A 24,824-nucleotide genomic window follows, 5' to 3' on the forward strand; every position below is an offset into this window, starting at 1 on the left:
GTCAGGTATATTAAACATAAATGATATTAATAATTATTCATTTAAAGGAGTTTCGGGGTTTTCTAGGTTTTTAAGACAGTATGTTTCATTTGTTATTTGCTCTGTTTTTAGTGTTTGTTTGTTCTATAACATATTAAAAAACCAAGATTTAAAAAAAGTTTTTTTTAAAATAAGAAAAGTGATCTTGTTTTCTTTGATTGTTGTTTCAATCTATTCAATTTTTGAGTTTTGCATAGTAAAATTAGGGGCTAAAAACCTAATAAATTTTTTAAGTTTATTTGATTATTTTCCTTTTACTAAAGTAAATATTGATTGGACAACTAAGCGAATGTCTTCAGTGACTTTTGAGTCCCCTGCATTGGCTACATACCTTATAAGTATTTCTGGCTGGATGTTCAGTTATTTGCTAACAGAAAAAAGTGGCTTTAAAAAATACGCACCAATATTTTCTACAATAATTCTTTGCTTTTTATCGGGTTCTCGAGCAGGTTTTTTTATTATTCTGGTACAAATAATAGTGTTTATATTTTACACAATAAAGGATAAAAAATACAATAAACTATTTGTTAAAATATTTTTATCACTAACCGCATTAATAACTGTCTCAATTTTGTTTTTCGCTAAGCCAATATACCAATACACTTATTCTAAGGTTGTGTCTTTTAAAACAGATGATGATGTTCATGCTCTTTCAAATAAATCGAGATTTGGAATTCAGTATGCAATGTTCCAGGTTTTTTTAAAGAACCCTATAAAAGGGACTGGTTATGGTTTGCAGGCGTTTGAATCAAAAGATCTTTACCCTGAATGGGCAGTTGAAAATAATTGGGAGTTTAGACTAAAGTACCTAAATGAAGAGGTTAAAAGTTTCCCTCCAGGTTATAATTTATACTTGCGCTTATTATCTGAAACAGGTATTATAGGGTTTGTGTTATTTATATTTTTTTTATTAATAATATTTTTGTGGTGTTATAATAAAACTTTTAAAAAGCAAGGACAACAAACAATTATGCCTCTTGTTATTACAATCTCAATGGTTGGGTTTGCAATTAACTGGATGAAAGTAGATACTTTTAGAATGTATTTTTTTTGGCTTAGTATTGTATTAATTATTTTACTCCAAAAACAAAGCATATCAAATGATAAAGAAGAAAAAAACAATAATCTTAATTCCTCATTATAATAATCCAATTGGTTTAGAAAAATCTATTTTGTCAATTGAAGATTGCGTCGAAATTGATATTCTAGTGATTGATGATGGAAGTTCTATTAAGCCTGATATTAAAGTAATTTCAAAAAAATATAACTATGGTACTATCTTTTTAAAAGAATTAGAATTCAACAAAGGGTTAAGTTTAGCTTTAAATGAAGGAATAAAGTTTGCACAAGAAAATAGTTATCAATTTATAGGAAGGTTAGATTGTGGCGATTATTGTAAAAAAAACAGATTTTATAAACAAATTGAATACCTAATAAAAAACCCAGACATAAAATTACTTGGTACTTGGGCTAGGTATGTTAGTGAAAACAACGAAAAGCTATATGTTTTAAAACACCCGACAGAGCATCAAGAAATAAAAAAAAGAATGTTTTTGAATAGTATGTTTGTTCACCCTTCTGTATTAATGGATGTCGAAATATTTGATTCCATAGAAATGTACAATCCAAAATATACTAGAGCAGCACAAGACTATGATTTGTTTTTTAGAATAATAAACAAATATAAAACAGCGAATTATCCTGAAGCCTTAATAGATTATGTCATTGAATCTAATTCAATTTCTTCAAAAAGGAGGAGATTACAAGTAAAGCACAGAATTATGATAATCTTAGATAATTTTTATTTTGGTTTTTATCCAATTTATGGCTTGATGAGAAACACTATTTTATATTTTGTCTCAAGAGATGTCTCGAACAAATTAAAAAAACTACTCAAATATAGATGACAATAAGTTTAAGCAAAATATATAATTATGTTTTTATTCTTCTATGTGTCTCACTACCATATGAAAACTTAGTAAGTGCGCTACCCAATATCTTGTTGTTTTTATTAGGGTTTTTAAGTCTTTTTTTAATTAAAAAAGAAGATATAGTTAGTGCGTTTAAAAAAGAGAAAGTTTTTTTGAGCTATGTTTTAATTGTGGTGATAATTTTTTTATTTTCATTAATTCATGGTGAAATTAAAAAGGACATTATTTTTTTAGGTAAATTATTAATACCCTTAGTGTTTATAATAATTTCTCTTCCAATTAAAAACTTTGATAACTTAAAAAAAATATTCATACTGTCGGTTTTCGTAGCTGTAGTATTATCTTTTTTCAATATAATAAATCACATAATCAATTCAGGGAATTTTAAATTTTCAAAGGGAAATTTTATAAACGATATTTTAATATCTGAAAGACTATACATGGGCTTTTATTGTGTGATAAGCTTGATTTGTTCACTTGATCTTATACAGTCTAGTACAAAGCTCAAGAAACTTTTCGTTTTCAATGTTATAATACTAACGTCTTTTCTTTTTTTTATTACCGCTAGAATTGCTATAATGTCTTCTGCTTTAGTGCTTGTGTATTTCATTGTCTATAAATTAAACAAGAAACAAAGAGTTTTTTTTGGAATTCTTTTTTTCGCACTAACCTCTCTTTTTTTTATTCTTAACAAAAACTTAACCAAAAGGTTTTTTCATTTGGATGATGTTTATAATAATGGATTATTAAAAAAGATTAAAATACACGAGCCTCGTTACGACATTTGGAAATGCTCTCTAGAAATTCTTTCAGAAGAGAATACTCTATTTTTAGGAAATGGATACACTCATACTAAAGAATTATTAGTTGCGTGTTATAAGGACAATATTAAGATACAAAAAAGACAAGATTGGTTTGTTGAAAGAAAGTTCAATACCCACAATCAGTTTTTGGATTTTTTACTGAGCTATGGTTTTATTGGGCTAATTTTATTGCTGGTATTATTTTTATTGCTGTTTTCAAGAGGCAAAAACACTTTCTTAGTTAATTCTTTGTTGGGTGCATTGATTCTAATTATGTTTGTAGAAAATATTTTTCACAGGCAATTAGGGTGTTATTTGTTTTCACTAATATTTGTAATAATACTTAACATAGATAAAAGCTGGAAGCATAATTTAGAACAATGAAGACTAAAATCGCACTAGTAGTAGATTGGTTAGATAAATATGGTGGTGCAGAAAGGGTTCTCACATCATTAAACAATGTTTTTTGTTTTAAAAGTTGTTATACCATTATCAACGTAATGGAAAAGGAGGATTTAAAAAGAATTTTCCCACATGACAACATACCCATTAAAGAAACATGCTTAAAAAAATCCGGAAAGCACTTTAGATATTTTTTCTTAACATTCCCAACACTTATTAAAACTTTAAAAGTAGACAAAGAGGTGGATGTTATTATATCTTCTTCACATGCTTCAGCTAAAGGCATAAAAAAATCTAATCCAAACCAACTACATATTTCTTATTTTCAAGCCAGAAATCTAAAGTATATATGGTCAGATTTTAAACTATATTTTAAATGGGCGAGCTATTTTCTATATCCTTTTATAAAAATAATGAGATTAGCAGATGTTAAAAGCGCACAAGAACCAGATTATATCATCTCAAATTCTAAATTTGTGCAAAAGTGGGTTTATGACACATACAAACGTAAATCAGATGTTATTTATCCACCCGTAGATTTATCATTATTTACTTTACATTCACAAAAAAAAGACTTTTATGTAGCCGTAGGAAGGATAGAGCCCTATAAGAGGTTTGATATTATAATAGACGCATTTAACAAACTGCCAAATAAAAGGTTAATAGTAATAGGAGATGGCTCTCAATTAAAAGAATTGAAAAGAAAATCCACCCCAAATATAGAATTTACAGGTTTTGTTGAGTCTCATAGAGTATATGAATATATAAAGGAAGCTAAGGGGTTTATCCACGCAGGAATTGAAGACTTCGGAATAGCTCCTATAGAGGCCCAAGCATGTGGCACACCTGTTATTGCTTATGGTTTTGGAGGGGTTTTAGAGACAATTATAGATAGTAAAACAGGAATTTTTTTTAATCAACACAATAGTAAAGCCTTACTTAATGCTATTAAAAAATTTGAAAGGGTTAATTTTAACTATATTGATGTAAGAAAAAATGCTTTAAGGTTTTCTACAGAACGATTTGAGAAAGAAATTAAAGATTTTGTTGAAGAAAAATTCACTGGGACAACAGATAAAATATAAAACGCTAACAAATCAAAGCAATTATAATTTTAAAATAAAATCAGTAATAAATTAGAAAATATAATGAAAATATCAGTCATAGGAACAGGTTACGTAGGTCTAGTTACAGGAACTTGTCTTGCAGAAACAGGAAACAATGTTTTATGTATAGACATAAATGAAGAAAAAGTAAAACAAATGCAAGAAGGTATAGTTCCAATCTATGAACCGCATTTGGATGTACTTTTTGACCGTAATATAAAAGCCCAAAGACTCAAGTTTTCAACTTCATTAAAAGAAGGTATCGAGCATGGTGATATTATCTTTTTAGCTTTACCAACTCCTGAAGACGAAGACGGTTCTGCAGATCTTTCATATGTGTTAGGTGCAGCAAAAGATATAGGAAAACTTATAAAGGAGTATAAGGTTATAGTAGACAAAAGCACAGTTCCTGTTGGTACAGCTGATAAAGTGACAGATGTTATTGCAAAAGAAACTAATGTTGATTTTGATGTAGTCTCTAACCCTGAGTTTTTAAGAGAAGGCTTTGCAGTTGATGACTTTTTAAAACCTGAACGTATTGTAATTGGATCAAGTTCAGAAAGAGCAACAGCTTTAATGCAAAAGCTCTATAAACCTTTTGTAAGATCAGGTAATCCTATTATTGTAATGGACGAAAAGTCTGCAGAGCTTACCAAATATGCTGCTAACTCATTCTTGGCTACTAAAATTACTTTTATGAACGAAATTGCCAATTTCTGTGAAAAAGTTGGTGCAGATGTTGGTATGGTAAGACGTGGTATGGGAACCGACTCTAGAATTGGTAAGCGATTCCTTTTTCCAGGAATAGGTTATGGTGGTTCTTGTTTCCCTAAAGATGTAAAAGCATTACATAAGTCAGGAAAAGACAACAACTACAATTTTGATATTTTAAACGCCGTAATTAAGGTAAATGATACACAAAAGAAAATTCTTATACCAAGAATAGAAAGCTATTTTAATAACGATTTAAAAGGAAAAATTTTTGCTGTTTGGGGCTTGGCTTTTAAGCCAGAAACAGACGATATTAGAGAAGCTCCTGCATTATATGTAATAGAAGAACTGTTAGCCAGAGGAGCAAAAATAAATGTCTATGATCCTGAAGCAATGTCAAATGTAGAGCGTAAGTTTGCTGACAAACTAAACTATATTCAAGATATGTACGATGTAGCAAAAGATGTGGATGCATTGATTATTTGTACAGAATGGAGTATATTTAGAACACCAGATTTTAAAAAGTTGAAAAATAACATGAAGCACCCTGTTATATTTGATGGTAGAAATTTATATGATGTAAATGATGCCAAAAATGAAGGGTTTTATTATGCTTCTATAGGTAGAAAGACAGTACATTAATGAAAAGAGTTTTAATAACAGGAGCAGCTGGTTTTTTAGGATCTCATTTATGTGACAAGTTTATAAGTGAAGGTTTTTATGTTTTAGGAATGGATAATTTTATCACAGGTGATAAAAAAAACATTACACACCTATTACAAAATGAAAACTTTCAATTTATTGAGCATGATGTTACAGAGTTTGTAAAAATAGAAGGAGATTTAGATTACATCCTCCATTTTGCTTCACCAGCCAGTCCAATAGATTATTTAAAAATTCCTATTCAAACACTAAAAGTAGGATCTTTAGGAACGCATAATTTACTAGGTTTAGCCAAGGCAAAAAAAGCTAGAATATTAATTGCATCTACATCAGAAGTGTACGGAGATCCATTAGTGCATCCGCAAGACGAAAACTATTACGGAAATGTAAACACTATAGGTCCTAGAGGCGTTTATGATGAAGCTAAGCGCTTTCAAGAATCTATAACTATGGCTTACCATAGGTTTCATGGACTTGAAACAAGAATAGTTCGTATTTTTAACACATATGGTCCAAGAATGCGACTTAATGATGGTCGTGTCATACCAGCATTTATGGGGCAAGCACTACGAGGTGAAGACTTGACGGTTTTTGGAGATGGCTCTCAAACAAGATCTTTTTGTTATGTTGATGATCAAGTAGACGGTATATTTAAACTACTATTCAGTGATTATTCTTATCCGGTAAATATTGGTAATCCTCATGAAATTACGATTAAAGATTTTGCTGAAGAAATAATAAAATTAACTGAAACTGATCAAAAAATAGTTTACAAAGAACTTCCAAAAGACGACCCTCTTCAGCGTCAACCAAATATTGATTTAGCAAAAAAGCTATTAAACTGGGAACCTAAAGTGAACAGAGAAGAAGGTATGAAAAAAACATTCAACTATTTTAAAAACCTTTCTTATGACGAGCTTCGAAAAAGCGAGCATAAAGATTTTACTAAACATATAAAAAAATAGGTGAGTTCATTTAAACAAGGAAGATATTCAGGATATTTAAGACCTATATCATACTTAATAGATTTAAGTATTATAAATAGTTTGGCTATTCTATACTTTTTTAAAAGTATAGAACCTATTGTATTTCTTATAGTTTCTACTTTTTCATGGATTATTTTATCTATTTTTTCAAAGTTTTATGAAGTATATAGGTATACCCGAGAAACAACAATATTAACACTAATTTTTAGGCAGCTGGTATTGTTTACGCTATTGGTTTTTGCGTTCTCTGGGTTTAATCATGAGTTAAACATAAGACCTCAAACAATCTTTAAGTATATCCTATACGCTTTTATACTTATAGGTCTATTTAAATTTGCTCTTTACTATTTACTTCAAAAGTATAGAACAGCTTTTGGTGGTAACTATAGGGTTACGGCAATACTTGGAAAAAACAAACAAACACTAGCTTTAGAAAGTTTTTTTAACCAAAATCCAGAATATGGTTACATACATAAAAAAACCTTTAATGTTAAGGATAAAGATAATTTTAGTCTAGAGTCTTGTTTTCAGTTTCTTCAATCTGAACATGTAGACGAAGTTTATTGTTCTATTTCAGAGCTTTCAAACTCTCAAATGCACCAAGTTATAGACTTTGCAGATAACAACTTAAAAATTCTTAAGTTTTTGCCAGATAATAAAGATATCTACTCTAAAAAACTTAAATATGAGTATTTCGACTACCTTCCTATACTCTCTTTAAGGGATATTCCATTAGAGGATTCTGTAAACATGTTTATAAAGCGAGCTTTTGATATTTTATTTTCATCTTTAGTTATTATTTTTATTCTTTCATGGCTTACGCCAATCATAGCAATATTAATTAAACTTGAATCAAAAGGACCTGTGTTTTTCAAACAGTCAAGAAACGGGTTTAACTATAAAGAGTTTGATTGTTATAAATTTAGATCTATGACTCCAAACAAAGATGCGCATTTGCATCAAGCAACAAGAGGAGATCAACGTGTTACTAAAGTTGGAAAATTTATCAGAAAGACTAGTATAGATGAGCTACCACAGTTTTTTAATGTGTTATTTGGTGATATGTCTGTTGTTGGTCCAAGACCACACATGGTTAGCCATACAAATATGTACGCAAAAAAAGTAGACAAGTTTATGGTGCGTCATTTTGTGAAACCAGGTATAACAGGTTTAGCACAAATAAGTGGTTTTAGAGGAGAAGTAGAAACCGATAAAGATATTATAGGCCGTGTTAAATATGATATTTTTTATATTGAAAACTGGTCAATACTACTCGACTTAAAAATAATAATAAGAACCTTTATAAACGCAGTAAAAGGAGAAGAAAAAGCTTATTAGAGGGATTTGACCAATGCGTGCAGCTGTCTTTCAAAATCAAAGTTTTTTAAAGCTGTTTTTTGTATCTGGTTTTTAAAACAATGATTTAATTCTGTAATAGCAATTTTTGAAAGCTGAAGATTTAACGCTTTATAATCTGATGAAGGAACTACCCAACCTAATTTATGGTTTTCTATTACTGTTTCTCCTTCGCCACCACCAAAATAAAGCATAGGAAGCCCTAATTTGCCATATTCAAATATTTTTGAAGGTACAGAGCCATAAATTCTATTTAATAGCGGAATTATTGTTAAATCGTATTGTAAGAGTGCTTGATGAAGTTCTGAACGAGCAATTTCACCATGATAAACAATATCTAATTCAGGGTTTGTAGCAATCAAGTTTTCAATACTTTCTTTCTCGGCACCAGCACCATAAACATGAAACTGTATGTTACTATAGTCTAATTCTGTACAAAGCTTGTAAATACCTTGAGCAATGCCTAGCAAACCAGCATAAACCATTTTTATTTTTCCATGGTTTGTAGGTTTTTCTACAAGTTTTGGCGGGTCAAAATCTGGGAAGTTTCTATATAAAAAGGTGTTTTTTTCTGGGAAAATAGATGTTATATGTGCCAAAATCTCTTCACTTTGACCTAAAACTAAATCTGCTTTTTTATAATTGAAACGTTCAATGCGCTCTAAAAGTTTGTAACTAAAGTTCTTTTTAAAAGCACCCAATTCCAAGCCTGCAATTGGCCATAAATCACTAACGTTTAAAATAAGTTTACGTTTCTTATTTCGTATAAAAAACATACAAGTAAAAGCGACTAAAAGCGGTGGAGATTGTACAATAACCTTATTAGGGAGTTTATTCCACATAAAAAACCAAACTAAACTAAAACTATATGAAAGCATAGCTATTAAGCGTTTTAGTTTGTTTTTAGAATTGCTAGCGTAAATCCATAAACGATGTATGGTAATGCTATTTTCTGCCGAGGTGTTTTTAAAAACACCTTTATAATCATCAAAAATTTCGCCTTTAGGGTAATTAGGTAATGGTGTTATTACTGAAACTGAATAATTTTGTTTTTGTAGTCCTTCGGCTAAATGAAAAATACGGTTTGATGCAGCTCCTGTTTCAGGTGGAAAATAGTTGGTTATTATTAAGATGTCACTCACTATAACTTGTATATTTCAATAAGATGATTAACAATTCTTTCTGCTGCATATCCGTCCCATAACTCTGGAATTTTACCTTGCTTCCAGTTATTATCAAGTAAGTTTTTAAATGCAGACTCAATTTTATTACGATCACTTCCAACTAAAACATTGGTACCAATGTCGCACGTTTCTGGGCGCTCTGTGTTTTCGCGAAGTGTAATGCATGGCACATTCATAACAGTGGTTTCTTCTGTAATGCCTCCAGAATCTGTGAGAACACCAAGCGCATGTTTTACCAGATAATTAAATTCTAAATATCCTAACGGATTGGTGTAATGCAGGTTTTCAAAATTTAAATCTAGGCCTTCTAACAGTTTTTTTGTACGCGGATGCACAGGAAAAATAATAGGTAAATCTTTACCTAACGTTACAATTTGTGTAATTAAAGATTTGAGTTGTTGTTCTTCATCAACATTACTAGGGCGATGTAACGTAATTACTAAATATTGTTTTGGTTTTAGATTTAAAGTTTGCCAAATGCCAGGCTGTTTTAGTCGCGGTTCATTTTTTCGTAATGTGTCAATCATGACGTTTCCTGCAAAGAAAATTTGTTCTGGTTTTACACCTAAATTTAGCAGGTTTTCATTAGCCTTTTTGGAGGTTGTAAAAAAATAATCTGTCAAACTATCCGTTACAATTCTATTTATTTCTTCAGGCATACGCATATCACCAGAGCGTATTCCAGCTTCAACATGAGCCACATCAATACCTGTTTTTTTTGCCACAATAGTGCAAGCCATGGTTGAGGTTACATCACCAACAACCAACACTAAATCACATGGGTTTTCTGCAAGTTCTTTTTCAAAACCAATCATGATACCTGCTGTTTGTTGTGCTTGTGTGCCGCTTTTTACCTCAAGATTAGTGTCTGGTAACGGAATGTTTAATTCTTCAAAAAATGTTCCGCTTAAGTTTTTATCGTAATGTTGCCCAGTATGAACTAACCTAAAATTTATATTAAAACCTTGGGTTTGTTTTTGTTTTATAGCCTCAAGAATTGGAGCTATTTTCATAAAATTAGGTCGTGCGCCAGCAACTATGGTAATGTTCATTTAAGATGGTTTCAAGTTTGACTCTATAATTTGAGGTTTTCCCGATTTAGTAGGTGATATTTTATTTACCTCTTTGAAAACAATAGTTAAACAATGGTTTGTTAAAATATCAAGTTTAGATTTTATGTCGTTTAAAATAACGTTATCAAATTCATATTTGGTGTCAACAATATAAACAATTGTAATGCTTTCTAAATCGTTTTGAATGATTTTATATTGTTTAATAGCTTGATAGTATTCTAAAACACCAGTAAAGCTATGAATGTTTAGCGTGATTCCCTTTGTTGTTTTTATTACATCTGTTTCTCGTCCTACAACTTTTTGTAACAACGGATAATTTAATAATTGATTTTTAGGATGCTTCTCTTTAGGTAATTTTATAGCCAAATCACCTAACTTATATCTAATTAAAGGCATCGCTTTATTTGTTAAACATGTTACTAAAACATGTCCCATTTCTCCGTCTTCAATAGGGTTTCCTGCGTCATCAACAAGCTCTAAATATACATGAGGCGACATGACATAATAGAAATCTAAATCACTTTTACAAGCCATGAGCAAGCCTTCTGCACAGCCATATGTGTCAACTAGATTTATGTTATTTCCAAAAGCCTGACGAATCGTTGCTTTGTATGAATCAAATAGCTTATCTCCAAAACAAATAACGCCAATAACATTGGGTGTAATTCCAAAATCAATACTTGCTTTAGCTAATTGGTTTATTACTGAAGGATAACCAGCGATAAACAAACGCTTTTTTTTAGATACTTTTTGTAACGTAAGTTTTAATTCTTCTTCTGATAAGCCAAAAGCTTTGACATACGTACATCTATAAAAAATATCTTTTAATTTTTTTAAAAAAGAACGCTTTTGCGAAATACCAAATTGTAATAAATTATCACCCATTTTATAACCGCTCCATTGCCACCAATGGGTTTGTAAAGCACGTAGGTAAAATGTATGATCCTTGGTCATGTATGTAAACGACTGCACGCCTGAACTACCGCTGCTATGATGTTTATCTAGTGTGGTGATATCAAATTCAGAAGAAATCAAATCGGTTTTATGGTCTCTTAAAATCGATTTTGTAAGAATAGGGAAATCAGATAGGCTATCCGTGCTTATGTTTTTGTAATAAGGCACATGCGTTTTTGCATATAAAAGAATCTCTTTGAGGTTTTGTTGTTGTATTTCTTTTAACTCAAATTCTGATTTAGTATCTAATTTTTGCCAAGATTTTAAATGTTTTAAATATGTACCACCAAAAAACCTATCTCCGATAGGAAGTATAAGGCTTTTAAGGACAGTGTTGTAAAAACTCATAAAATCTTTTTTCAAAACTAATTATTTTTTAAGCGTAAAAGCAATTATTTTTGCAGCAAACATAACACAACATGAATATTTTAATACTTGGTTCAGGAGGAAGAGAACATACTTTTGCCTGGAAAACAGCACAAAGCCCTTTATGCAATAACCTTTTTGTAGCACCTGGAAATTCTGGGACTGCTAGTATTGCTGAAAACATCAATATTTCGGTAACTGATTTTGATGCCATAAAAAAGCTTGTAATCGACAAGCAAATAGATATGGTTGTTGTTGGTCCTGAAGATCCATTGGTTCAAGGTGTTCATGATTATTTTTTAAATGATAGTGCCTTAAAGCATGTGTCTGTAATTGGTCCAGAAAAAGCGGCTGCAGAGTTAGAAGGTAGTAAGGAGTTTGCAAAAGAGTTTATGATGCGTCATAATATTCCTACTGCTGCATATCAAAGTTTTAATGCAAGTAATGTTGAGGAAGGTTACGCCTTTTTAGAAACTTTAAATCCGCCGTATGTATTAAAAGCTGATGGTTTAGCTGCTGGTAAAGGTGTTTTGATTTTGAATGATTTGGAAGAAGCCCAAACAGAGCTTAAAAACATGTTGGTTGATGCCAAGTTTGGTAATGCAAGTTCAAAAGTTGTTATTGAAGAGTTTCTTGATGGCATTGAGTTGAGTTGCTTTGTGCTTACTGATGGAAAAAACTATAAAATTTTACCAACAGCAAAAGATTACAAGCGCATTGGCGAAGGTGATACAGGTTTAAATACAGGTGGAATGGGAGCAGTATCTCCTGTGCCGTTTGCCACACCCGAGTTTTTAAATAAAATTGAGGAACGTATTGTGAAACCAACAATTGACGGACTTCAAAAAGATAATTTACCATATAAAGGATTTGTGTTTATTGGTTTAATAAAAGTAGGAGACGACCCAAAAGTTATAGAGTATAATGTACGAATGGGAGATCCTGAAACCGAAGTAGTTTTACCAAGACTTAAAAACGACATTGTAGAAATATTTAATGCCATAGCAAATCAAACATTAGATACCATACAAATAGAGATTGACGAGCGTGCAGCAACAACTGTTATGTTGGTTTCTGGTGGTTATCCTGAAGCTTACGAAAAAGGAAAAGAAATTACAGGATTAGAAGCTGTAGAAGGTTCTATTCCATTTCATGCTGGGGCAAATGTAAAAGAAGGAAAAGTAGTGACATCTGGCGGACGTGTAATGGCTATAACTAGCTATGGAAACACATATAATGAGGCACTAAAAAAATCTTATCAAAATATAGATAAACTACATTTTGATAAGATGAATTATCGAAAAGATATTGGTTTCGATTTATAGGTAAGAATGAGAAGATATACTTTTATCTTCTTCATTGTTATCGTTGTATTTTTTAAGCTGTCCCATCCAGTAAACAAAAGCGGTAAAACAGATAATCATAAAAATCCAGTTTAGACCATTGGCTGCCCACCAATTTTCTAATTCAAGTTCTCTTAAAGCATCAAGAGGTGAAAATAAAACATTGACGAATAAGTCTTGAATGGCGTAGAAAAAATCTTTCATTGTATATAATTTAAGGTACTCTTTACGAGCTTAAATGGTTTATCAATATATTTACAAGGCAAATATACAAACAATATAAATGATTTCAAGTTTTTTTAGCAAAGCAAAACCAATACATTTTGTGGTAACAAGTAGTGTGTTGCTGTTTGTTTACATATTTGTTAAGTTTTTTCTTGGTAATGAGCCTATAGAAACTCTAAATATTTTTAAACAAATAATTCTTTTTGGGGTTTGTTTATTTTCAATTTTTGTGTTTGATTTTCTGTCAGGAAAAAACGATTTAACAAAAAAAAACAGTTACAAGATCCTGTTTTTCACTTTGTTTCTAATTATGCTTCCTCAAACATTTTTGAATTCTAAAATACTGGTTTCTAATCTGTTTGTTTTATTAGCGTTAAGAAGAATTATTAGTTTACGTAGTAAAAAAGAGATAAAGAAAAAACTGTTTGATGCAGCATTTTGGTTAAGTATTGCAACACTCTTATACTTTTGGGCCTCGCTTTTTTTTATTCTCATTTTTGTAGCCCTAGTATTGTATGCCATTGCTGATATAAAAAACTGGATTATTCCTTTTCTGGGAATTATTGCTGTTGCATTACTTGCAACTGGCGTTTTAATTGTTACAAATACAGACATTGAAACTTACATTTCAAGCTTTAATTATGACATTAGTTTTGATTTCAGCAAATTAAACAAGCAGTCCATTATAATTTCTTCCACAATAATGTTCTCGTATTTTGTATGGGCATTGGTGTATTATTTTAAAGGAATAAATGCAAAATCAAGAACTAAAAAACCGGCTTATTATTTGGTTTTTATAGCCACATTAATTGCGCTTGTTATCATCATTATTTCTCCTCAAAAAACAGGAGCTGAATTTATTTTTCTTTTTGCACCATTAGCAATAATTATGACAAACTATTTAGAAATGATTTCTGAAAAATGGTTTAAAGAATTATTGATTTGGATATTAATAATCACGCCCATTATAAGCCTAGTGCTGTAGTTTTGCTCCAAAAGCTAAATCACCTGCGTCTCCTAATCCAGGAACAATATAACCTTTTTCGTTTAGTTTCTTATCAATAGTAGCAATCCATAGATGTGTATTAACATCAAAATGCTGTGAAACAAAATCAACACCTTCTTGCGCACCAATAACACTAACTAAGTGTACATCTTTTGGTGTTCCAAAAGGCTTTAAAGCTTCAAAAGTTGCAACCATAGATTGTCCAGTAGCAAGCATAGGATCTGCTAAAATAAGTGTTTTGCCTTCTAGGTCCGGACATGCTAAATACTCTACAATAATTTCAAAACTTTCAGGATTGTCTTTATGATGCCTGTAAGCCGAAATAAATGCGTTTTCAGCTTTATCAAAATAGTTTAACAAACCATTATGTAATGGTACTCCTGCTCTTAAAATAGAGCATAACACAATATCATCATTAATGAGCATGGTTTCTGAAACGCCAAGCGGTGTTGTTGTAGATTTTGCTTTATAATTTAAAACTTTACTTAATTCATAACCTAGAATTTCTCCTGTGCGTTCTATGTTTCTCCTGAAACGAAGCGGATCTTTTTGTGTATTAATATCACGCATTTCTGTAATAAAGGTGTTTAAAACCGAATTCGTTTCAGTAAGGTTATGTATCTGCATTTGATATTGGTATTTGGTTTCGGTAAAGTTAAGAAATAGAGCTATATTTGTAGCTTTAAAATTAAAAGATATGTTTTCAGATAAAGCCAATAGTATTTTTCAAGATGCTATAAACACGTACAAAATTAAAAATACCGTAGATCAACCATTTACTAACAAGTATGATAAAAACGAAGATGTCATTGCACATTTATTATACAGAAAATGTTGGATTGATACTGTACAATGGGCTTACGAAGACATTATTAGAGATCCAAATATCGACCCTGTTGATGCATTAGCTTTAAAACGTAAAATTGATGCCTCAAACCAAGATAGAACTGATACTGTTGAATATATTGACAGCTACTTCTTAGATAAATATAAAGATGTTACTCCAAAAGTAGATGCTACGATAAATACCGAAAGTCCTGCTTGGGGAATTGATAGATTGTCAATTTTAGCATTAAAAATTTATCACATGAATGTAGAGGCAACAAGAACTGACGCTAGTGATGCGCACAGAGCAGCTTGCCAAAAGAAGTTAGACGTGCTTTTAGAGCAACGTGTAGATCTTTCTACCGCAATTGATACGCTTTTAAAAGATATTGAAAACGGAGACAAGTACATGAAAGTGTATAAGCAAATGAAAATGTATAACGACGATGAGCTAAACCCAGTTCTTCGCGCTAGTAAATAAACAGCATTGCTAGTAAAGCAATCTAATGCAAGACGCGCCTAAACACATACTCGTTATTCGTCTTTCAGCAATGGGAGATGTTGCTATGACAGTAAATGTGTTACGTGCGTTTACGCAGCAATATCCTGATGTAAAACTTACTGTATTAACACGCGCTTTTTTTAAACCGTTTTTTAGAGATTTAAAAAATGTTAGCGTGTTTCATGCTGACGTAAAACATGAACACAAAGGCATTTTAGGGCTCTATAAATTGTCTAAAGAGTTAAAAGCATTAAAAATAGATGCTGTTGCTGACTTGCATAATGTGTTGCGTTCTAATATTTTAAAAACGTTTCTCTTCGGAATAAAAACCGTACAAATAGATAAAGGTCGTGCTGAAAAGAAAGCCCTTGTTTCAGGGCAGGAATTCAAGCAACTAAAAACAACACATCAGCGATATGCTGACGTTTTTAAAACACTAGGATTTCCGATAGATTTATCAAATCCTAACTTTCCTGAAAAGAAGCCATTAAGTAAAAAAGTAATTGAAACTATTGGGAATTCACAAAAAAAACGCATTGGTATTGCGCCTTTTGCTGCTCACGAAAGTAAGATGTATCCGCTTGATTTAATGCAAGAAGTGATAGAGCAACTTGCTGAAAAGTATACTGTTTTATTATTTGGTGGCGGAAAAAAAGAAATACAAACACTTACCTATTTTGAATCTCAAGAAAAAGGCATTATTAATCTAGCAGGAAAATTATCGCTTGACGAAGAATTGGATGTTGTTTCAAATTTAGATGTTATGCTCTCTATGGATTCTGGTAATTCTCATATTGCTGCTATGCTAGGTGTAAAAACCATGACGATTTGGGGTGTTACACATCCGTATGCTGGTTTTACTCCTTTTAACCAACCAGAAGATTTTTGCTTATTAGCAGATAGAACACAATACCCAAAAATTCCAACGTCGGTTTACGGTAATAAATTCCCAGAAGACTATAAAAATGCCGCAGGAAGTATTCCGGTTAAAACAGTTGTAGAGAAAATACAGTCAGTCATTCCTGCGTAGGCAAGGAATCTAAAACTTTTCGACACAATTTTTTGCACCTCAAAATCACTCGAAGTAACTATGAGTTTTTTAGAAATGAAGAGATTCCTACTTTCGTAGGAATTTTTTAAATATCATCATAATCCACAACAATTACTGGTGTTGTAGGATGCGCTTGACACGTTAAAATTAAGCCTTCAGCAACTTCATTATCGGTTAAAATATTATTTTGACGCATAGTAGCTTCACCTTCTTTAATTCGCGCTAAACAACTGCTGCAAATTCCGCCTTGGCAAGAATATGGTGCGTCTAAATCTTCATCTAAAGCTGCTTCAAGAATAGATTGTTTTTGAGACATTTCAAAAGTTGCTTCTTCATCATCAACAATTACTGTGATTTTTGTTTGTCCTTCACCAATTGAACTATTATCAACTTCGGTTGGTTTTGCAGCTTTAAAAAGTTCAAATAAAATTCGGTCTTTTGCTATTCCGTTTTCGGTTAATACATCTTTAACGGTGTGAATCATAGCTTCTGGACCACATAAATACACAGCATCAACATCTATGTTTTTATGTTTGTTTTTCATAACATAATTCACTGTGCTTTTTTCTATTCTACCAAAAATAGCATCGTCTTCATCAGCTTGACTAAACACAAATTGGATAGAAAAACGCTCGCTGTATTTATGCTGTAGTTCTAAAAGTTCGTTTAGAAATATGGTGTCTTGTGTGGTTTTGTTTCCGTAAACCAAAATCACTTCACTATGAACTTCTTCTTCTAGTGCACATTTTATAATACTTAATATAGGAGTAATACCGCTTCCTGCAGCAAACGCAGCTATGTTTTTGGTTTTTTTATCGTTAGGAACAAATGTAAAATGTCCTTTTGGCGGTGCAACATCTATAGTATCTCCTGCTTTTAATACATTATTTGCATAGGCAGAAAATGTACCGTCTTTTATCTCTTTTACGGCAACTTTTATCTCACCACTTTTAGGCGATGAACACAAGGAGTAATCACGACGTACTTCGTTACCATTTAAGGTAGTTCTCAACGTAATGTATTGTCCTGCCGTAAACGAGAATTCGCTTTTTAATGTTTCAGGAATATGAAAACTAATAGTTACAGATTTATCAGTTTCTCTTTGTATATCTTTTATGGTGAGTTTATGAAATTGCGCCATGAATTATTTTTTTACAAAAGTAAGAAAGGATGGTTGTTTTTGTTACGTTTTTAAGATTAAAATAATACATAATAAACTTATGCATAAGAAAATTATGTATATTTGTGTTGTTATGAGTAATTCAAAGTTATATAAAGGCAGCTTAAACACAATCATTTTAAAGTTATTAAACGAGAACGATAAAATGTATGGTTATGAGATTACGCAAAAGGTAAAAGCACTTACAAAAGGCGAGCTTCAAATCACCGAAGGTGCATTGTATCCGGCGTTACATAAACTAGAGGCTCAAGGTTTGCTAGATGTTGAGGTTGTAAAAGTAGATAACCGTTTAAGAAAATATTATAAACTTACTGAAAACGGTACTAAAGAAACAGTAAATAAGCTAGAAGAATTAGCAGAGTATATTAAAACAATGCAGGCGTTAGTTAATCCTAAATTTAGTTTAGAATAAAGTACATAACCCAAAAAGAAGTGCAAAAATTATCAAATACCTAATGAAACTTTCAGAACAACATATAAAGGATCTTTATGCGTTTACCAGAAAACATTTTGTAGAGCATTATGATTTACAAACCGAATTGGTTGATCATTTAGCAAATGATATTGAATCCATGTGGCAAGAAAAGCCAGAGTTAGAGTTTGAAACAGCAAGAGATAGAGCGTTTAAAAAATTTGGCGTTTTTGGCTTTATGGAAGCTATTGAGCAAAAACAAAAAGCAATGAATAAGCGCTATATGAGTTACCTATTCAAAGAACTTATACAATGGTTTAAAGTGCCACAAATTCTAACAACCATAAGTTTGTTTTGTATGTATTATTTAGCTTTTTCTTCAAATCATGTAAGTGTTTTTGCTGTGTTTTTTTACTTAATCATTTCTGCGTGGTGTATTTATAAAAGCGTGCAATTAAACAGGCAGTTTAGAAGACGCAAAGAAATATCTAATAAAAAGTGGTTGCTTGAAGAAATGATTTTTAAACAAGCAGGTGGTATTTCGTTTTTGTTTTTATCACAGTTTTATAATGTTTTTAATATTACCGAAGAATTTGTGAATAATAGCTATGCGGTAATAGGGTTGACACTAATATTTACGTTACTTACACTGGTGAATTTTATCAGCTTTAAATTAATACCAGATAAAGCAGAAGAATTACTAAACGAAACATACCCAGAGTTTTCTTTGTAACAAAAAGTGTTTTAATATTACTAATACATAAAACCAGCACAAAAAATGACTTTAAAACACTTTATTAATTTAGAATGGAAACAATACTTTAGGTCATCTTACTGGCAAAAAAATATAGCGCTTAATATTTTACTTGTATTTGTAGGGTTATATTTTATGCTTTCTTTTTTAGCTTTAGGAGTTGCATTATATCCTATTCTAAAAGAGCACTACCCAGCACAAGATCCATTACATATAGTAAACAACTATTTGTTTTATTGGATTATTGCAGATTTATTAATTAGGTTTTTCTTTCAGAAACTACCAACAATGAGTGTTAAACCTTTATTGACATTGCCTGTAAAACGAAGTAAGGTTGTAAACTATGTTTTAGGAAAATCAGTATTGTCCTTTATTAATTTTTTACCACTATTTGCAATTGTTCCTTTTGGAATAATGTTGCTAACAAACAATTACGATTCTGTATCTGTAGTTTTCTGGATGATTACGCTTTTTACTATAACATTAATAGGTAACTTTTTAAATTTTATCATAGAAAATTTATTAGCTGAAAGTGAACTGTCATTTTTACCTATCGTTGTTGTTTCGGGAAGTCTTTTTGCTTTAAATTATTTTGATATAGTTTCTTTTTCAAGTCTTATATCTAAAGGTGTTACGGCTATTTACAATACACCAATTTTTATAATAGTTCCAATACTTCTTTTAGTAGTGCTGTATATAATAAATTATAAAAGTTTAAAAGGAAAACTCTATTTAGATAGTGGGCTAAAAACCAATATAAAGGAAGTACAAACATCAAATTTAGAATGGACAAAAAGATTTGGTGATGTTGCACCTTTTATGCAGCTAGATTTAAAACTAATATGGAGAAACAAACGTCCTAAATCTACAGTGTTTCTGGTGATTTTTGGTTTGCTGTATGGACTTATTTTTTATCCTAATCCTAATTATGCTGACAAGCCATGGTTTTATGGGTTTATAGGTATTTTTGTTACAGGAATTTTCTTAATCAACTTTGGTCAGTTTGTGCCGGCTTGGGATAGCGGATATTACAAAATGCTAATGAGTCAGAATATTAAATACAAACAATATCTTAAGTCAAAATTTACACTAATGAGTTTGAGTGTAGTAATCTTGTTTGTGTTGAGTATTCCGTATGTGTACTTTGGGTGGAAAATTTTATTAGCTCATTTTGCAGCCGCAATTTATAATATAGGGATAAACACACATGTTATTTTATTAGGAGGCTCTTATAACAGAAAAAAGATTGACCTAAATCAAAGAGCAGCTTTTAATTATCAAGGAACAGGCGCAGTTCAGTGGTTAATAGGTTTGCCTCTTATGATTTTACCTCTAGCTATTTTTGGGGTTGTCTATTGGTTAGTTAATTTTGAAATAGCGTGTTTAGTATTGGTGATTATAGGTGTTTTAGGCATTGTTTTTCATCAAAAAATAATGAATGTTATTACCAAAAAATATTTAGCCTCAAAGTATAAAATGATTAGTGCATTTAGTCAAGATAATTAATTATAAACGTATTATGATACACACATCAAGCCTCTCAAAAGCATATGGCCAAAAAACGGTTTTAAATATAGCAGATTTGCAAATCCCTAAAGGACAAAGTTTTGGATTAGTAGGGAATAATGGTGCAGGAAAAACCACATACTTTAGCTTGTTGTTAGATTTAATTCAACCTACAACAGGATATATAAAAAACAACAATATTAAAGTAGATGAAAGTGAAGATTGGAAACCATTTACGTCAGCCTTTATTGATGAAAGCTTTTTAATAGGCTACCTAACTCCTGAAGAGTACTTTTATTTCATAGGTGAATTACGCGGTCAAAATAAAGCTGATGTTGATGCTTTAGTGACTCAATACACTGACTTTTTTCATGGCGAAATACTTGGGCAGAAAAAATATTTAAGAGACTTAAGTAAAGGAAATCAGAAAAAAGCTGGAATTGTAGCAGCGCTCATAGGCAACCCTGATGTTGTAATTCTAGATGAGCCATTTGCAAATTTAGATCCTACAACACAAATTCGTTTAAAAGGAATCATTAAAGATTTGGCAGCTACAAAAGGCGTTACAGTGCTTGTTTCTAGTCATGATTTATTACACGTAACTGATGTTTGCGAGCGTATAGTTGTATTAGAAAAAGGAGAAATTATTAAAGATTTACAAACTAGCGAAGCAACTCTAAAAGAGTTAGAAGCACATTTTTCTGGGACAGAAACTATTTAAAAGTCCGTCGTTTTTTTCATAATAATTCAAAAAGATGCTTATTTTTACAGCATTACATAATATATGTAGCTGTTTTTAGTTATGTATTAACCAAACATCACCAACGTTGAAGACATCTTTAAGAATCATTATATTACTTACTGGTATTGTGCTAGTCACAGCAAGTTGTTCTAGAAAAAAAGATACTTTTTTAAATAGAAATTATCACGCACTATCAGCTAGAGACAATACGTTGTTTAATGGGTATAACGCATTAAATCAAGGTGTTGTTAATTTGAAAGCTTCATATCAAGACAACTATTGGGATATCTTACCAATAGAGCGTATGGAGATTTTTGAAGAAATTACACTTCCAGGGCAAAGCAAAAACGAAAGTTTTTCGAGAGCAGAAGAAAAAGCCATAAAAGCAGTGCAAAAGCACGGCATGAATATAGATGGTAAAGAACGAAATCCTCAAATTGATGAAGCATATTTGCTATTAGGAAAAGCCCGCTATTTTGACCAGCGCTTTATACCAGCTTTAGAAGCCTTTAACTACATTCTTTACAAATACCCAGCAAGTGATAAGATTAATCAAGCAAAAATTTGGAGAGAAAAAACCAATATAAGGCTAGAAAATGATGAGCTAGCAATTAAAAACCTTAAGCGTCTTTTAGAGCAAGAAGAACTAGAAAAGCAAGATCTAGCTGATGCAACATCTATGTTAGCACAAGCCTATATCAACACAAAATCTCTTGATAGTGCTTTAACTCAAATAGATATTGCTGCTAGCAGTACAAAAAACAATGACGAACGTGGTAGATATCGTTTTATTCAAGGGCAATTATACAATGCGTTAGGAGATAAAGACAGCGCAAACATTGCTTTTGACCGTGTTATAGAACTAAACAGAAGAATTCCAAGAATTTATTTAATCACTGCACATTTAGAAAAAGCTAAAAACTTTAATTATGATAAAGGAAATAAGCTTGAGTTTTTAGAGTTGTTAACAGATTTAGAAGAAAACAGAGAAAACAGGCCTTTTTTAGATAAAATATATTTTCAAATTGCCCAATATCATTTACAAAATCAATCAGATTCTTTAGCGGTTGCATATTACAATAAATCTTTGCGAACAAATACGCAAGACCAACTTTTGCGAGCAAAAAACTATGAAACCATAGGGAATATAAATTTTGATAATTCTGAATATAAGTTAGCTGGTGCTTACTACGATAGCACCATGAAAAACCTTAAAACCAATAGTAAGCCTTATCGTATTATAAAACGTAAAAGAGATAATTTAGAAGACGTTATAAATTATGAGGATATAGCAAAAGTAGATGATAGTATTTTAGATTTAGTTGCTATGTCAAACGAAGCAAGGTTGACGTATTTTCAAGGTTACACAGAGAAATTAAAACAACTAGCAGAAGAAGAAAAAGAACGTCAAGAACAAGCTGCGCGCAGTCAAAAACCAGCAAACACAAATGATAAGCTTACGGCACAAATGTCTAGAGTTGCAGCAAGATCAAAAGGACCAATGCCAGGAGTCGCAGCAACCTTTTATTTTTACAACCCAACAACTGTAGCTTATGGAAAAACAGAGTTTGTTAGTAATTGGGGAAATAGAAGTAACGCTGATAATTGGAGATGGTCTAGCAAAGCAAAATCAGCATTAAACACAGAGTTAGCAGGATTGTTAGACGATGAGGCAAGCAATGAAATTTTCGACCCTAAATTTTATATAGATCAAATTCCAACAGAAGATAAAGCAATAGATAGTATTACAAAAGAACGAAACTATGCATACTATCAATTAGGATTGATTTACAAAGAAAAATTTAAAGAATACGAGTTGTCTAAAGACAAGTTTCAAACACTTTTAAGTTTTTCTCCTGAAGAAAAATTAATATTACCTAGCAAGTATAATTTATATAAAATTTATACACTTTTAGGTGAAAACGATGAGGCTACAATTAGTAAAAATGATATTATATCAAACTATCCAGAATCTAGATATGCGGCTATCCTAAAAAATCCAGAAAGCGCAAACCTTAAAGATGAGAGTAGTCCTGAAAGTATTTACGAAAACCTCTACAGAAAACTTCAAGATCAACAGTACGCTGCAGTAATAGTAGGTACAGAAGAATATATTACACTTTTTGAAGGCGACCCAATAGTGCCAAAGTTAGAGCTGCTAAAGGCTCAAGCATCTGGGCGATTGCATGGTTATGAAGCATATAGTAAGGGTATGAATTTTGTTGCTTTAAATTATGCAAACACACCAGAAGGGCAGCAAGCAAAAAACATTGTAGACAATGTGCTTCCAAAAATATCAAACAAGAAATTTACTGATAACCCTGAAGAAAAGAATTTTAAAATAGTATACACATTTTCTAAAGACGAGTTTGAATCCATAGAAGACTTTAAAAAACAATTAAAGGAAGCCATTGAAAAAGTGCGAGTTTTTGATATGTCACTTTCAACAGATGTTTACAATGAAGCAACAAAGTTTGTAGTTATTCATGGTTTAAAAAGTAAAGAAGGAGCTGAAGGCTATGCAAGTTCATTATTAGAACGCAAGAAAAATAAAATCACAAAACCGTTCTTTGCGGTATCTTCATCAAACTACAGGGTGATACAAATACATAAAAATGTAGACGAATATACAGCTTCAAATCAATAATATTTAAATACAAAAAACATGTTTTCTGACAATAGAAAAAGCAATCATAACCTAGAGAGCATTTCAAATCAAAACATTATAGCAAAAGGAACCAAAGTTACAGGAGACCTAACAAGTGACGGAGGTTTTAGAATAGATGGCGCCATTGACGGTACACTAAAAACTCCAGGAAAAATAGTTGTTGGAAAAACAGGAATAGTAAACGGAACCATAGAAGGAACCGATGCATATTTTGAAGGAGAATTTTCTGGAAAATTAATATTATCGGGAACACTTACGCTAAAATCTACAGCAAAAATAGAAGGAGAAGTAACTGTAGGAAAACTTGAGGTAGATCCTGGAGCAACATTTAATGTGACATGCTCAATGAAAGGAGTAAACCAGAATGCCGATAAACATGTCTCAAAAACCAAAACAGCAGTATAGTAAATATATAAGATTTACAACAATAGCCATACAAATGGGAGCTACCATATATCTAGGTAGTGAGTTGGGAGCTTGGCTTGATGTTAAATTTAATAATACAAATCAGCTTTACTATAAAATAGTAACTTTGCTGTCTGTTTTTATAGCTATGTATGCCGTCATAAAACAAGTTCTAAACATTACAAATAAAAAAGATTAGCCTTGATAAAAAGAATACTAGTATTTACATTATCTATAATTGGGTGTTTTGTTATAGCCTTTTCTGCTCATAACTATTTAAACACACAAACGCTTTCGTTTGCATTATGGCACGTGTATTTGTTTCATGCAATTGCTGCATTTAAAGTTTACGTTTCTGTTGAAATTATGGCAGAAAAGATGCCCAATCAAGCAGGGTATGCATATCTAATGCTTATGTTTTTCAAGATAGGAGCTTTTGTTTTAATTTTTCAAGAATCAGTATTTGCAAAAGAGAGTTTGCTTAAAGCAGAATCGGTTGCACTAATAGTTCCGTTGTTTTTATTTTTAATAATTGAAGCTATTGGCGTAGCGCGACTTCTTAACAATAAATAAACGAGGCTTTTAAGCAAATGAAAATTAAAAAACAACTGTTAAAAAAAACTAAACAAAA

The 24,824-nt window shown here is 31.3% G+C and carries 25 protein-coding genes; 19 read left to right on the plus strand and 6 right to left on the minus strand.

Annotation, left to right across the window (positions count from 1 at the left end; all coding sequences use genetic code 11):
• Window positions 1-403: 403 nt before the first annotated feature.
• From ACN5J3_RS00990 to ACN5J3_RS01020, 7 genes are all read left to right on the plus strand, one after another.
• On the plus strand, window positions 404-1,183 hold the full coding sequence (locus ACN5J3_RS00990) for an O-antigen ligase family protein (RefSeq protein WP_418510454.1): 780 nt from the start codon (window positions 404-406) through the stop codon (window positions 1,181-1,183).
• Window positions 1,140-1,946 (plus strand): glycosyltransferase, encoded by an 807-nt coding sequence (locus ACN5J3_RS00995; protein WP_418510455.1) that lies wholly within the window; start codon window positions 1,140-1,142, stop codon window positions 1,944-1,946. The genes ACN5J3_RS00990 and ACN5J3_RS00995 overlap by 44 nt, the downstream gene beginning before the upstream one ends.
• Window positions 1,943-3,157: an O-antigen ligase family protein gene (locus ACN5J3_RS01000; protein ID WP_418510456.1), complete on the plus strand. Its 1,215-nt coding sequence runs from the start codon at window positions 1,943-1,945 to the stop codon at window positions 3,155-3,157. The genes ACN5J3_RS00995 and ACN5J3_RS01000 overlap by 4 nt, the downstream gene beginning before the upstream one ends.
• Window positions 3,154-4,260: a glycosyltransferase gene (locus tag ACN5J3_RS01005; protein WP_418510457.1), complete on the plus strand. Its 1,107-nt coding sequence runs from the start codon at window positions 3,154-3,156 to the stop codon at window positions 4,258-4,260. The genes ACN5J3_RS01000 and ACN5J3_RS01005 overlap by 4 nt, the downstream gene beginning before the upstream one ends.
• 63 nt (window positions 4,261-4,323) lie before the next feature.
• Window positions 4,324-5,634, plus strand: a complete 1,311-nt coding sequence (locus ACN5J3_RS01010) for a UDP-glucose dehydrogenase family protein (RefSeq protein ID WP_418510458.1) — start codon at window positions 4,324-4,326, stop codon at window positions 5,632-5,634.
• Complete coding sequence (locus ACN5J3_RS01015; protein ID WP_418510459.1) at window positions 5,634-6,620, plus strand: UDP-glucuronic acid decarboxylase family protein; 987 nt, start codon at window positions 5,634-5,636, stop codon at window positions 6,618-6,620. The genes ACN5J3_RS01010 and ACN5J3_RS01015 overlap by 1 nt, the downstream gene beginning before the upstream one ends.
• Window positions 6,621-7,979: an undecaprenyl-phosphate glucose phosphotransferase gene (locus ACN5J3_RS01020; RefSeq protein ID WP_418510460.1), complete on the plus strand. Its 1,359-nt coding sequence runs from the start codon at window positions 6,621-6,623 to the stop codon at window positions 7,977-7,979.
• Here the strand turns inward: ACN5J3_RS01020 and ACN5J3_RS01025 are convergent.
• The 3 genes from ACN5J3_RS01025 to ACN5J3_RS01035 are packed head-to-tail and all read right to left on the minus strand — an operon-like array spanning window position 7,976 to window position 11,571.
• Window positions 7,976-9,139, minus strand: a complete 1,164-nt coding sequence (locus tag ACN5J3_RS01025; protein ID WP_418510461.1) for a glycosyltransferase family 4 protein — start codon at window positions 9,137-9,139, stop codon at window positions 7,976-7,978. The two genes, ACN5J3_RS01020 and ACN5J3_RS01025, sit on opposite strands and share 4 nt — an antisense overlap.
• Entirely contained in the window at window positions 9,139-10,233 is a 1,095-nt protein-coding gene (wecB, locus tag ACN5J3_RS01030; protein WP_418510462.1) for a non-hydrolyzing UDP-N-acetylglucosamine 2-epimerase, read from the minus strand. Before wecB ends, ACN5J3_RS01025 begins: the two co-directional genes overlap by 1 nt.
• Window positions 10,234-11,571, minus strand: coding sequence for a hypothetical protein (locus ACN5J3_RS01035; RefSeq protein WP_418510463.1), 1,338 nt, complete (start codon window positions 11,569-11,571; stop codon window positions 10,234-10,236). It lies immediately after the preceding gene.
• Between the two features lie 56 nt (window positions 11,572-11,627).
• On the opposite strand from ACN5J3_RS01035, the gene purD reads away from it, so the two are divergent.
• The gene (gene purD / locus ACN5J3_RS01040) at window positions 11,628-12,899 is read left to right on the plus strand and encodes a phosphoribosylamine--glycine ligase (RefSeq protein ID WP_418510464.1); all 1,272 of its coding nucleotides are present in this window, start codon (window positions 11,628-11,630) and stop codon (window positions 12,897-12,899) included.
• On the opposite strand, the gene ACN5J3_RS01045 is transcribed toward purD, so the two are convergent.
• Window positions 12,894-13,121 (minus strand): DUF6341 family protein, encoded by a 228-nt coding sequence (locus tag ACN5J3_RS01045; RefSeq protein ID WP_417290839.1) that lies wholly within the window; start codon window positions 13,119-13,121, stop codon window positions 12,894-12,896. The two genes, purD and ACN5J3_RS01045, sit on opposite strands and share 6 nt — an antisense overlap.
• Before the next feature lie 79 nt (window positions 13,122-13,200).
• Here ACN5J3_RS01045 and ACN5J3_RS01050 point away from each other — a divergent pair, with 79 nt between their 5' ends.
• Window positions 13,201-14,127: a DUF6427 family protein gene (locus tag ACN5J3_RS01050; protein ID WP_418510465.1), complete on the plus strand. Its 927-nt coding sequence runs from the start codon at window positions 13,201-13,203 to the stop codon at window positions 14,125-14,127.
• Here the strand turns inward: ACN5J3_RS01050 and upp are convergent.
• Window positions 14,116-14,775 carry a uracil phosphoribosyltransferase gene (upp, locus tag ACN5J3_RS01055; RefSeq protein WP_417290837.1) on the minus strand — a complete coding sequence of 220 codons (660 nt, stop codon included), beginning with the start codon at window positions 14,773-14,775 and terminating at the stop codon, window positions 14,116-14,118. The two genes, ACN5J3_RS01050 and upp, sit on opposite strands and share 12 nt — an antisense overlap.
• Before the next feature lie 70 nt (window positions 14,776-14,845).
• Here upp and ACN5J3_RS01060 point away from each other — a divergent pair, with 70 nt between their 5' ends.
• Both ACN5J3_RS01060 and ACN5J3_RS01065 read left to right on the plus strand, forming a co-directional pair.
• Window positions 14,846-15,454, plus strand: a complete 609-nt coding sequence (locus ACN5J3_RS01060; RefSeq protein WP_418510466.1) for a DUF4254 domain-containing protein — start codon at window positions 14,846-14,848, stop codon at window positions 15,452-15,454.
• Between the two features lie 25 nt (window positions 15,455-15,479).
• On the plus strand, window positions 15,480-16,505 hold the full coding sequence (locus tag ACN5J3_RS01065) for a glycosyltransferase family 9 protein (RefSeq protein WP_418510467.1): 1,026 nt from the start codon (window positions 15,480-15,482) through the stop codon (window positions 16,503-16,505).
• A gap of 106 nt (window positions 16,506-16,611) precedes the next feature.
• Here ACN5J3_RS01065 and ACN5J3_RS01070 read toward each other — a convergent pair whose 3' ends face one another.
• Complete coding sequence (locus ACN5J3_RS01070; protein ID WP_418510468.1) at window positions 16,612-17,667, minus strand: 2Fe-2S iron-sulfur cluster-binding protein; 1,056 nt, start codon at window positions 17,665-17,667, stop codon at window positions 16,612-16,614.
• A gap of 112 nt (window positions 17,668-17,779) precedes the next feature.
• On the opposite strand from ACN5J3_RS01070, the gene ACN5J3_RS01075 reads away from it, so the two are divergent.
• The 8 genes from ACN5J3_RS01075 to ACN5J3_RS01110 all read left to right on the plus strand — a co-directional run bounded on the left by ACN5J3_RS01075 (window position 17,780) and on the right by ACN5J3_RS01110 (window position 24,766).
• Window positions 17,780-18,118 carry a PadR family transcriptional regulator gene (locus tag ACN5J3_RS01075; protein WP_417290862.1) on the plus strand — a complete coding sequence of 113 codons (339 nt, stop codon included), beginning with the start codon at window positions 17,780-17,782 and terminating at the stop codon, window positions 18,116-18,118.
• A gap of 43 nt (window positions 18,119-18,161) precedes the next feature.
• Entirely contained in the window at window positions 18,162-18,851 is a 690-nt protein-coding gene (locus ACN5J3_RS01080; RefSeq protein WP_418508851.1) for a hypothetical protein, read from the plus strand.
• A gap of 45 nt (window positions 18,852-18,896) precedes the next feature.
• Entirely contained in the window at window positions 18,897-20,378 is a 1,482-nt protein-coding gene (locus ACN5J3_RS01085) for a DUF5687 family protein (RefSeq protein WP_418510469.1), read from the plus strand.
• Window positions 20,379-20,391: 13 nt separating this feature from the next.
• Window positions 20,392-21,099, plus strand: coding sequence for an ABC transporter ATP-binding protein (locus tag ACN5J3_RS01090; RefSeq protein ID WP_418510470.1), 708 nt, complete (start codon window positions 20,392-20,394; stop codon window positions 21,097-21,099).
• Between the two features lie 106 nt (window positions 21,100-21,205).
• Window positions 21,206-23,767, plus strand: coding sequence for a tetratricopeptide repeat protein (locus ACN5J3_RS01095; protein WP_418510471.1), 2,562 nt, complete (start codon window positions 21,206-21,208; stop codon window positions 23,765-23,767).
• Between the two features lie 18 nt (window positions 23,768-23,785).
• Window positions 23,786-24,193, plus strand: a complete 408-nt coding sequence (locus tag ACN5J3_RS01100) for a bactofilin family protein (protein WP_418510472.1) — start codon at window positions 23,786-23,788, stop codon at window positions 24,191-24,193.
• A complete protein-coding gene (locus tag ACN5J3_RS01105) occupies window positions 24,165-24,392 on the plus strand; it encodes an AtpZ/AtpI family protein (RefSeq protein ID WP_417290829.1) in 228 nt (75 codons plus the stop codon). Before ACN5J3_RS01100 ends, ACN5J3_RS01105 begins: the two co-directional genes overlap by 29 nt.
• A gap of 2 nt (window positions 24,393-24,394) precedes the next feature.
• Complete coding sequence (locus tag ACN5J3_RS01110) at window positions 24,395-24,766, plus strand: DUF6168 family protein (RefSeq protein WP_418510473.1); 372 nt, start codon at window positions 24,395-24,397, stop codon at window positions 24,764-24,766.
• Window positions 24,767-24,824 lie beyond the last annotated feature (58 nt).

This window comes from Corallibacter sp. (assembly GCF_048381695.1).
Classification (GTDB): Bacteria; Bacteroidota; Bacteroidia; order Flavobacteriales; family Flavobacteriaceae; genus Corallibacter; species Corallibacter vietnamensis.

What these genes read in the sequence shown, in the direction of transcription:
- ACN5J3_RS00995 (WP_418510455.1), top strand. Translation starts at nt 1,140, where the DNA reads ATGATAAAGAAGAAAAAAACAATAATCTTAATTCCTCATTATAATAAT.
- ACN5J3_RS01000 (WP_418510456.1), top strand. Translation starts at nt 1,943, where the DNA reads ATGACAATAAGTTTAAGCAAAATATATAATTATGTTTTTATTCTTCTA.
- ACN5J3_RS01005 (WP_418510457.1), top strand. Translation starts at nt 3,154, where the DNA reads ATGAAGACTAAAATCGCACTAGTAGTAGATTGGTTAGATAAATATGGT.
- ACN5J3_RS01010 (WP_418510458.1), top strand. Translation starts at nt 4,324, where the DNA reads ATGAAAATATCAGTCATAGGAACAGGTTACGTAGGTCTAGTTACAGGA.
- ACN5J3_RS01015 (WP_418510459.1), top strand. Translation starts at nt 5,634, where the DNA reads ATGAAAAGAGTTTTAATAACAGGAGCAGCTGGTTTTTTAGGATCTCAT.
- wecB (WP_418510462.1), bottom strand. Translation starts at nt 10,233, where the DNA reads ATGAACATTACCATAGTTGCTGGCGCACGACCTAATTTTATGAAAATA.
- purD (WP_418510464.1), top strand. Translation starts at nt 11,628, where the DNA reads ATGAATATTTTAATACTTGGTTCAGGAGGAAGAGAACATACTTTTGCC.
- ACN5J3_RS01045 (WP_417290839.1), bottom strand. Translation starts at nt 13,121, where the DNA reads ATGAAAGATTTTTTCTACGCCATTCAAGACTTATTCGTCAATGTTTTA.
- ACN5J3_RS01050 (WP_418510465.1), top strand. Translation starts at nt 13,201, where the DNA reads ATGATTTCAAGTTTTTTTAGCAAAGCAAAACCAATACATTTTGTGGTA.
- upp (WP_417290837.1), bottom strand. Translation starts at nt 14,775, where the DNA reads ATGCAGATACATAACCTTACTGAAACGAATTCGGTTTTAAACACCTTT.
- ACN5J3_RS01060 (WP_418510466.1), top strand. Translation starts at nt 14,846, where the DNA reads ATGTTTTCAGATAAAGCCAATAGTATTTTTCAAGATGCTATAAACACG.
- ACN5J3_RS01065 (WP_418510467.1), top strand. Translation starts at nt 15,480, where the DNA reads ATGCAAGACGCGCCTAAACACATACTCGTTATTCGTCTTTCAGCAATG.
- ACN5J3_RS01070 (WP_418510468.1), bottom strand. Translation starts at nt 17,667, where the DNA reads ATGGCGCAATTTCATAAACTCACCATAAAAGATATACAAAGAGAAACT.
- ACN5J3_RS01075 (WP_417290862.1), top strand. Translation starts at nt 17,780, where the DNA reads ATGAGTAATTCAAAGTTATATAAAGGCAGCTTAAACACAATCATTTTA.
- ACN5J3_RS01080 (WP_418508851.1), top strand. Translation starts at nt 18,162, where the DNA reads ATGAAACTTTCAGAACAACATATAAAGGATCTTTATGCGTTTACCAGA.
- ACN5J3_RS01085 (WP_418510469.1), top strand. Translation starts at nt 18,897, where the DNA reads ATGACTTTAAAACACTTTATTAATTTAGAATGGAAACAATACTTTAGG.
- ACN5J3_RS01090 (WP_418510470.1), top strand. Translation starts at nt 20,392, where the DNA reads ATGATACACACATCAAGCCTCTCAAAAGCATATGGCCAAAAAACGGTT.
- ACN5J3_RS01100 (WP_418510472.1), top strand. Translation starts at nt 23,786, where the DNA reads ATGTTTTCTGACAATAGAAAAAGCAATCATAACCTAGAGAGCATTTCA.
- ACN5J3_RS01105 (WP_417290829.1), top strand. Translation starts at nt 24,165, where the DNA reads ATGTCTCAAAAACCAAAACAGCAGTATAGTAAATATATAAGATTTACA.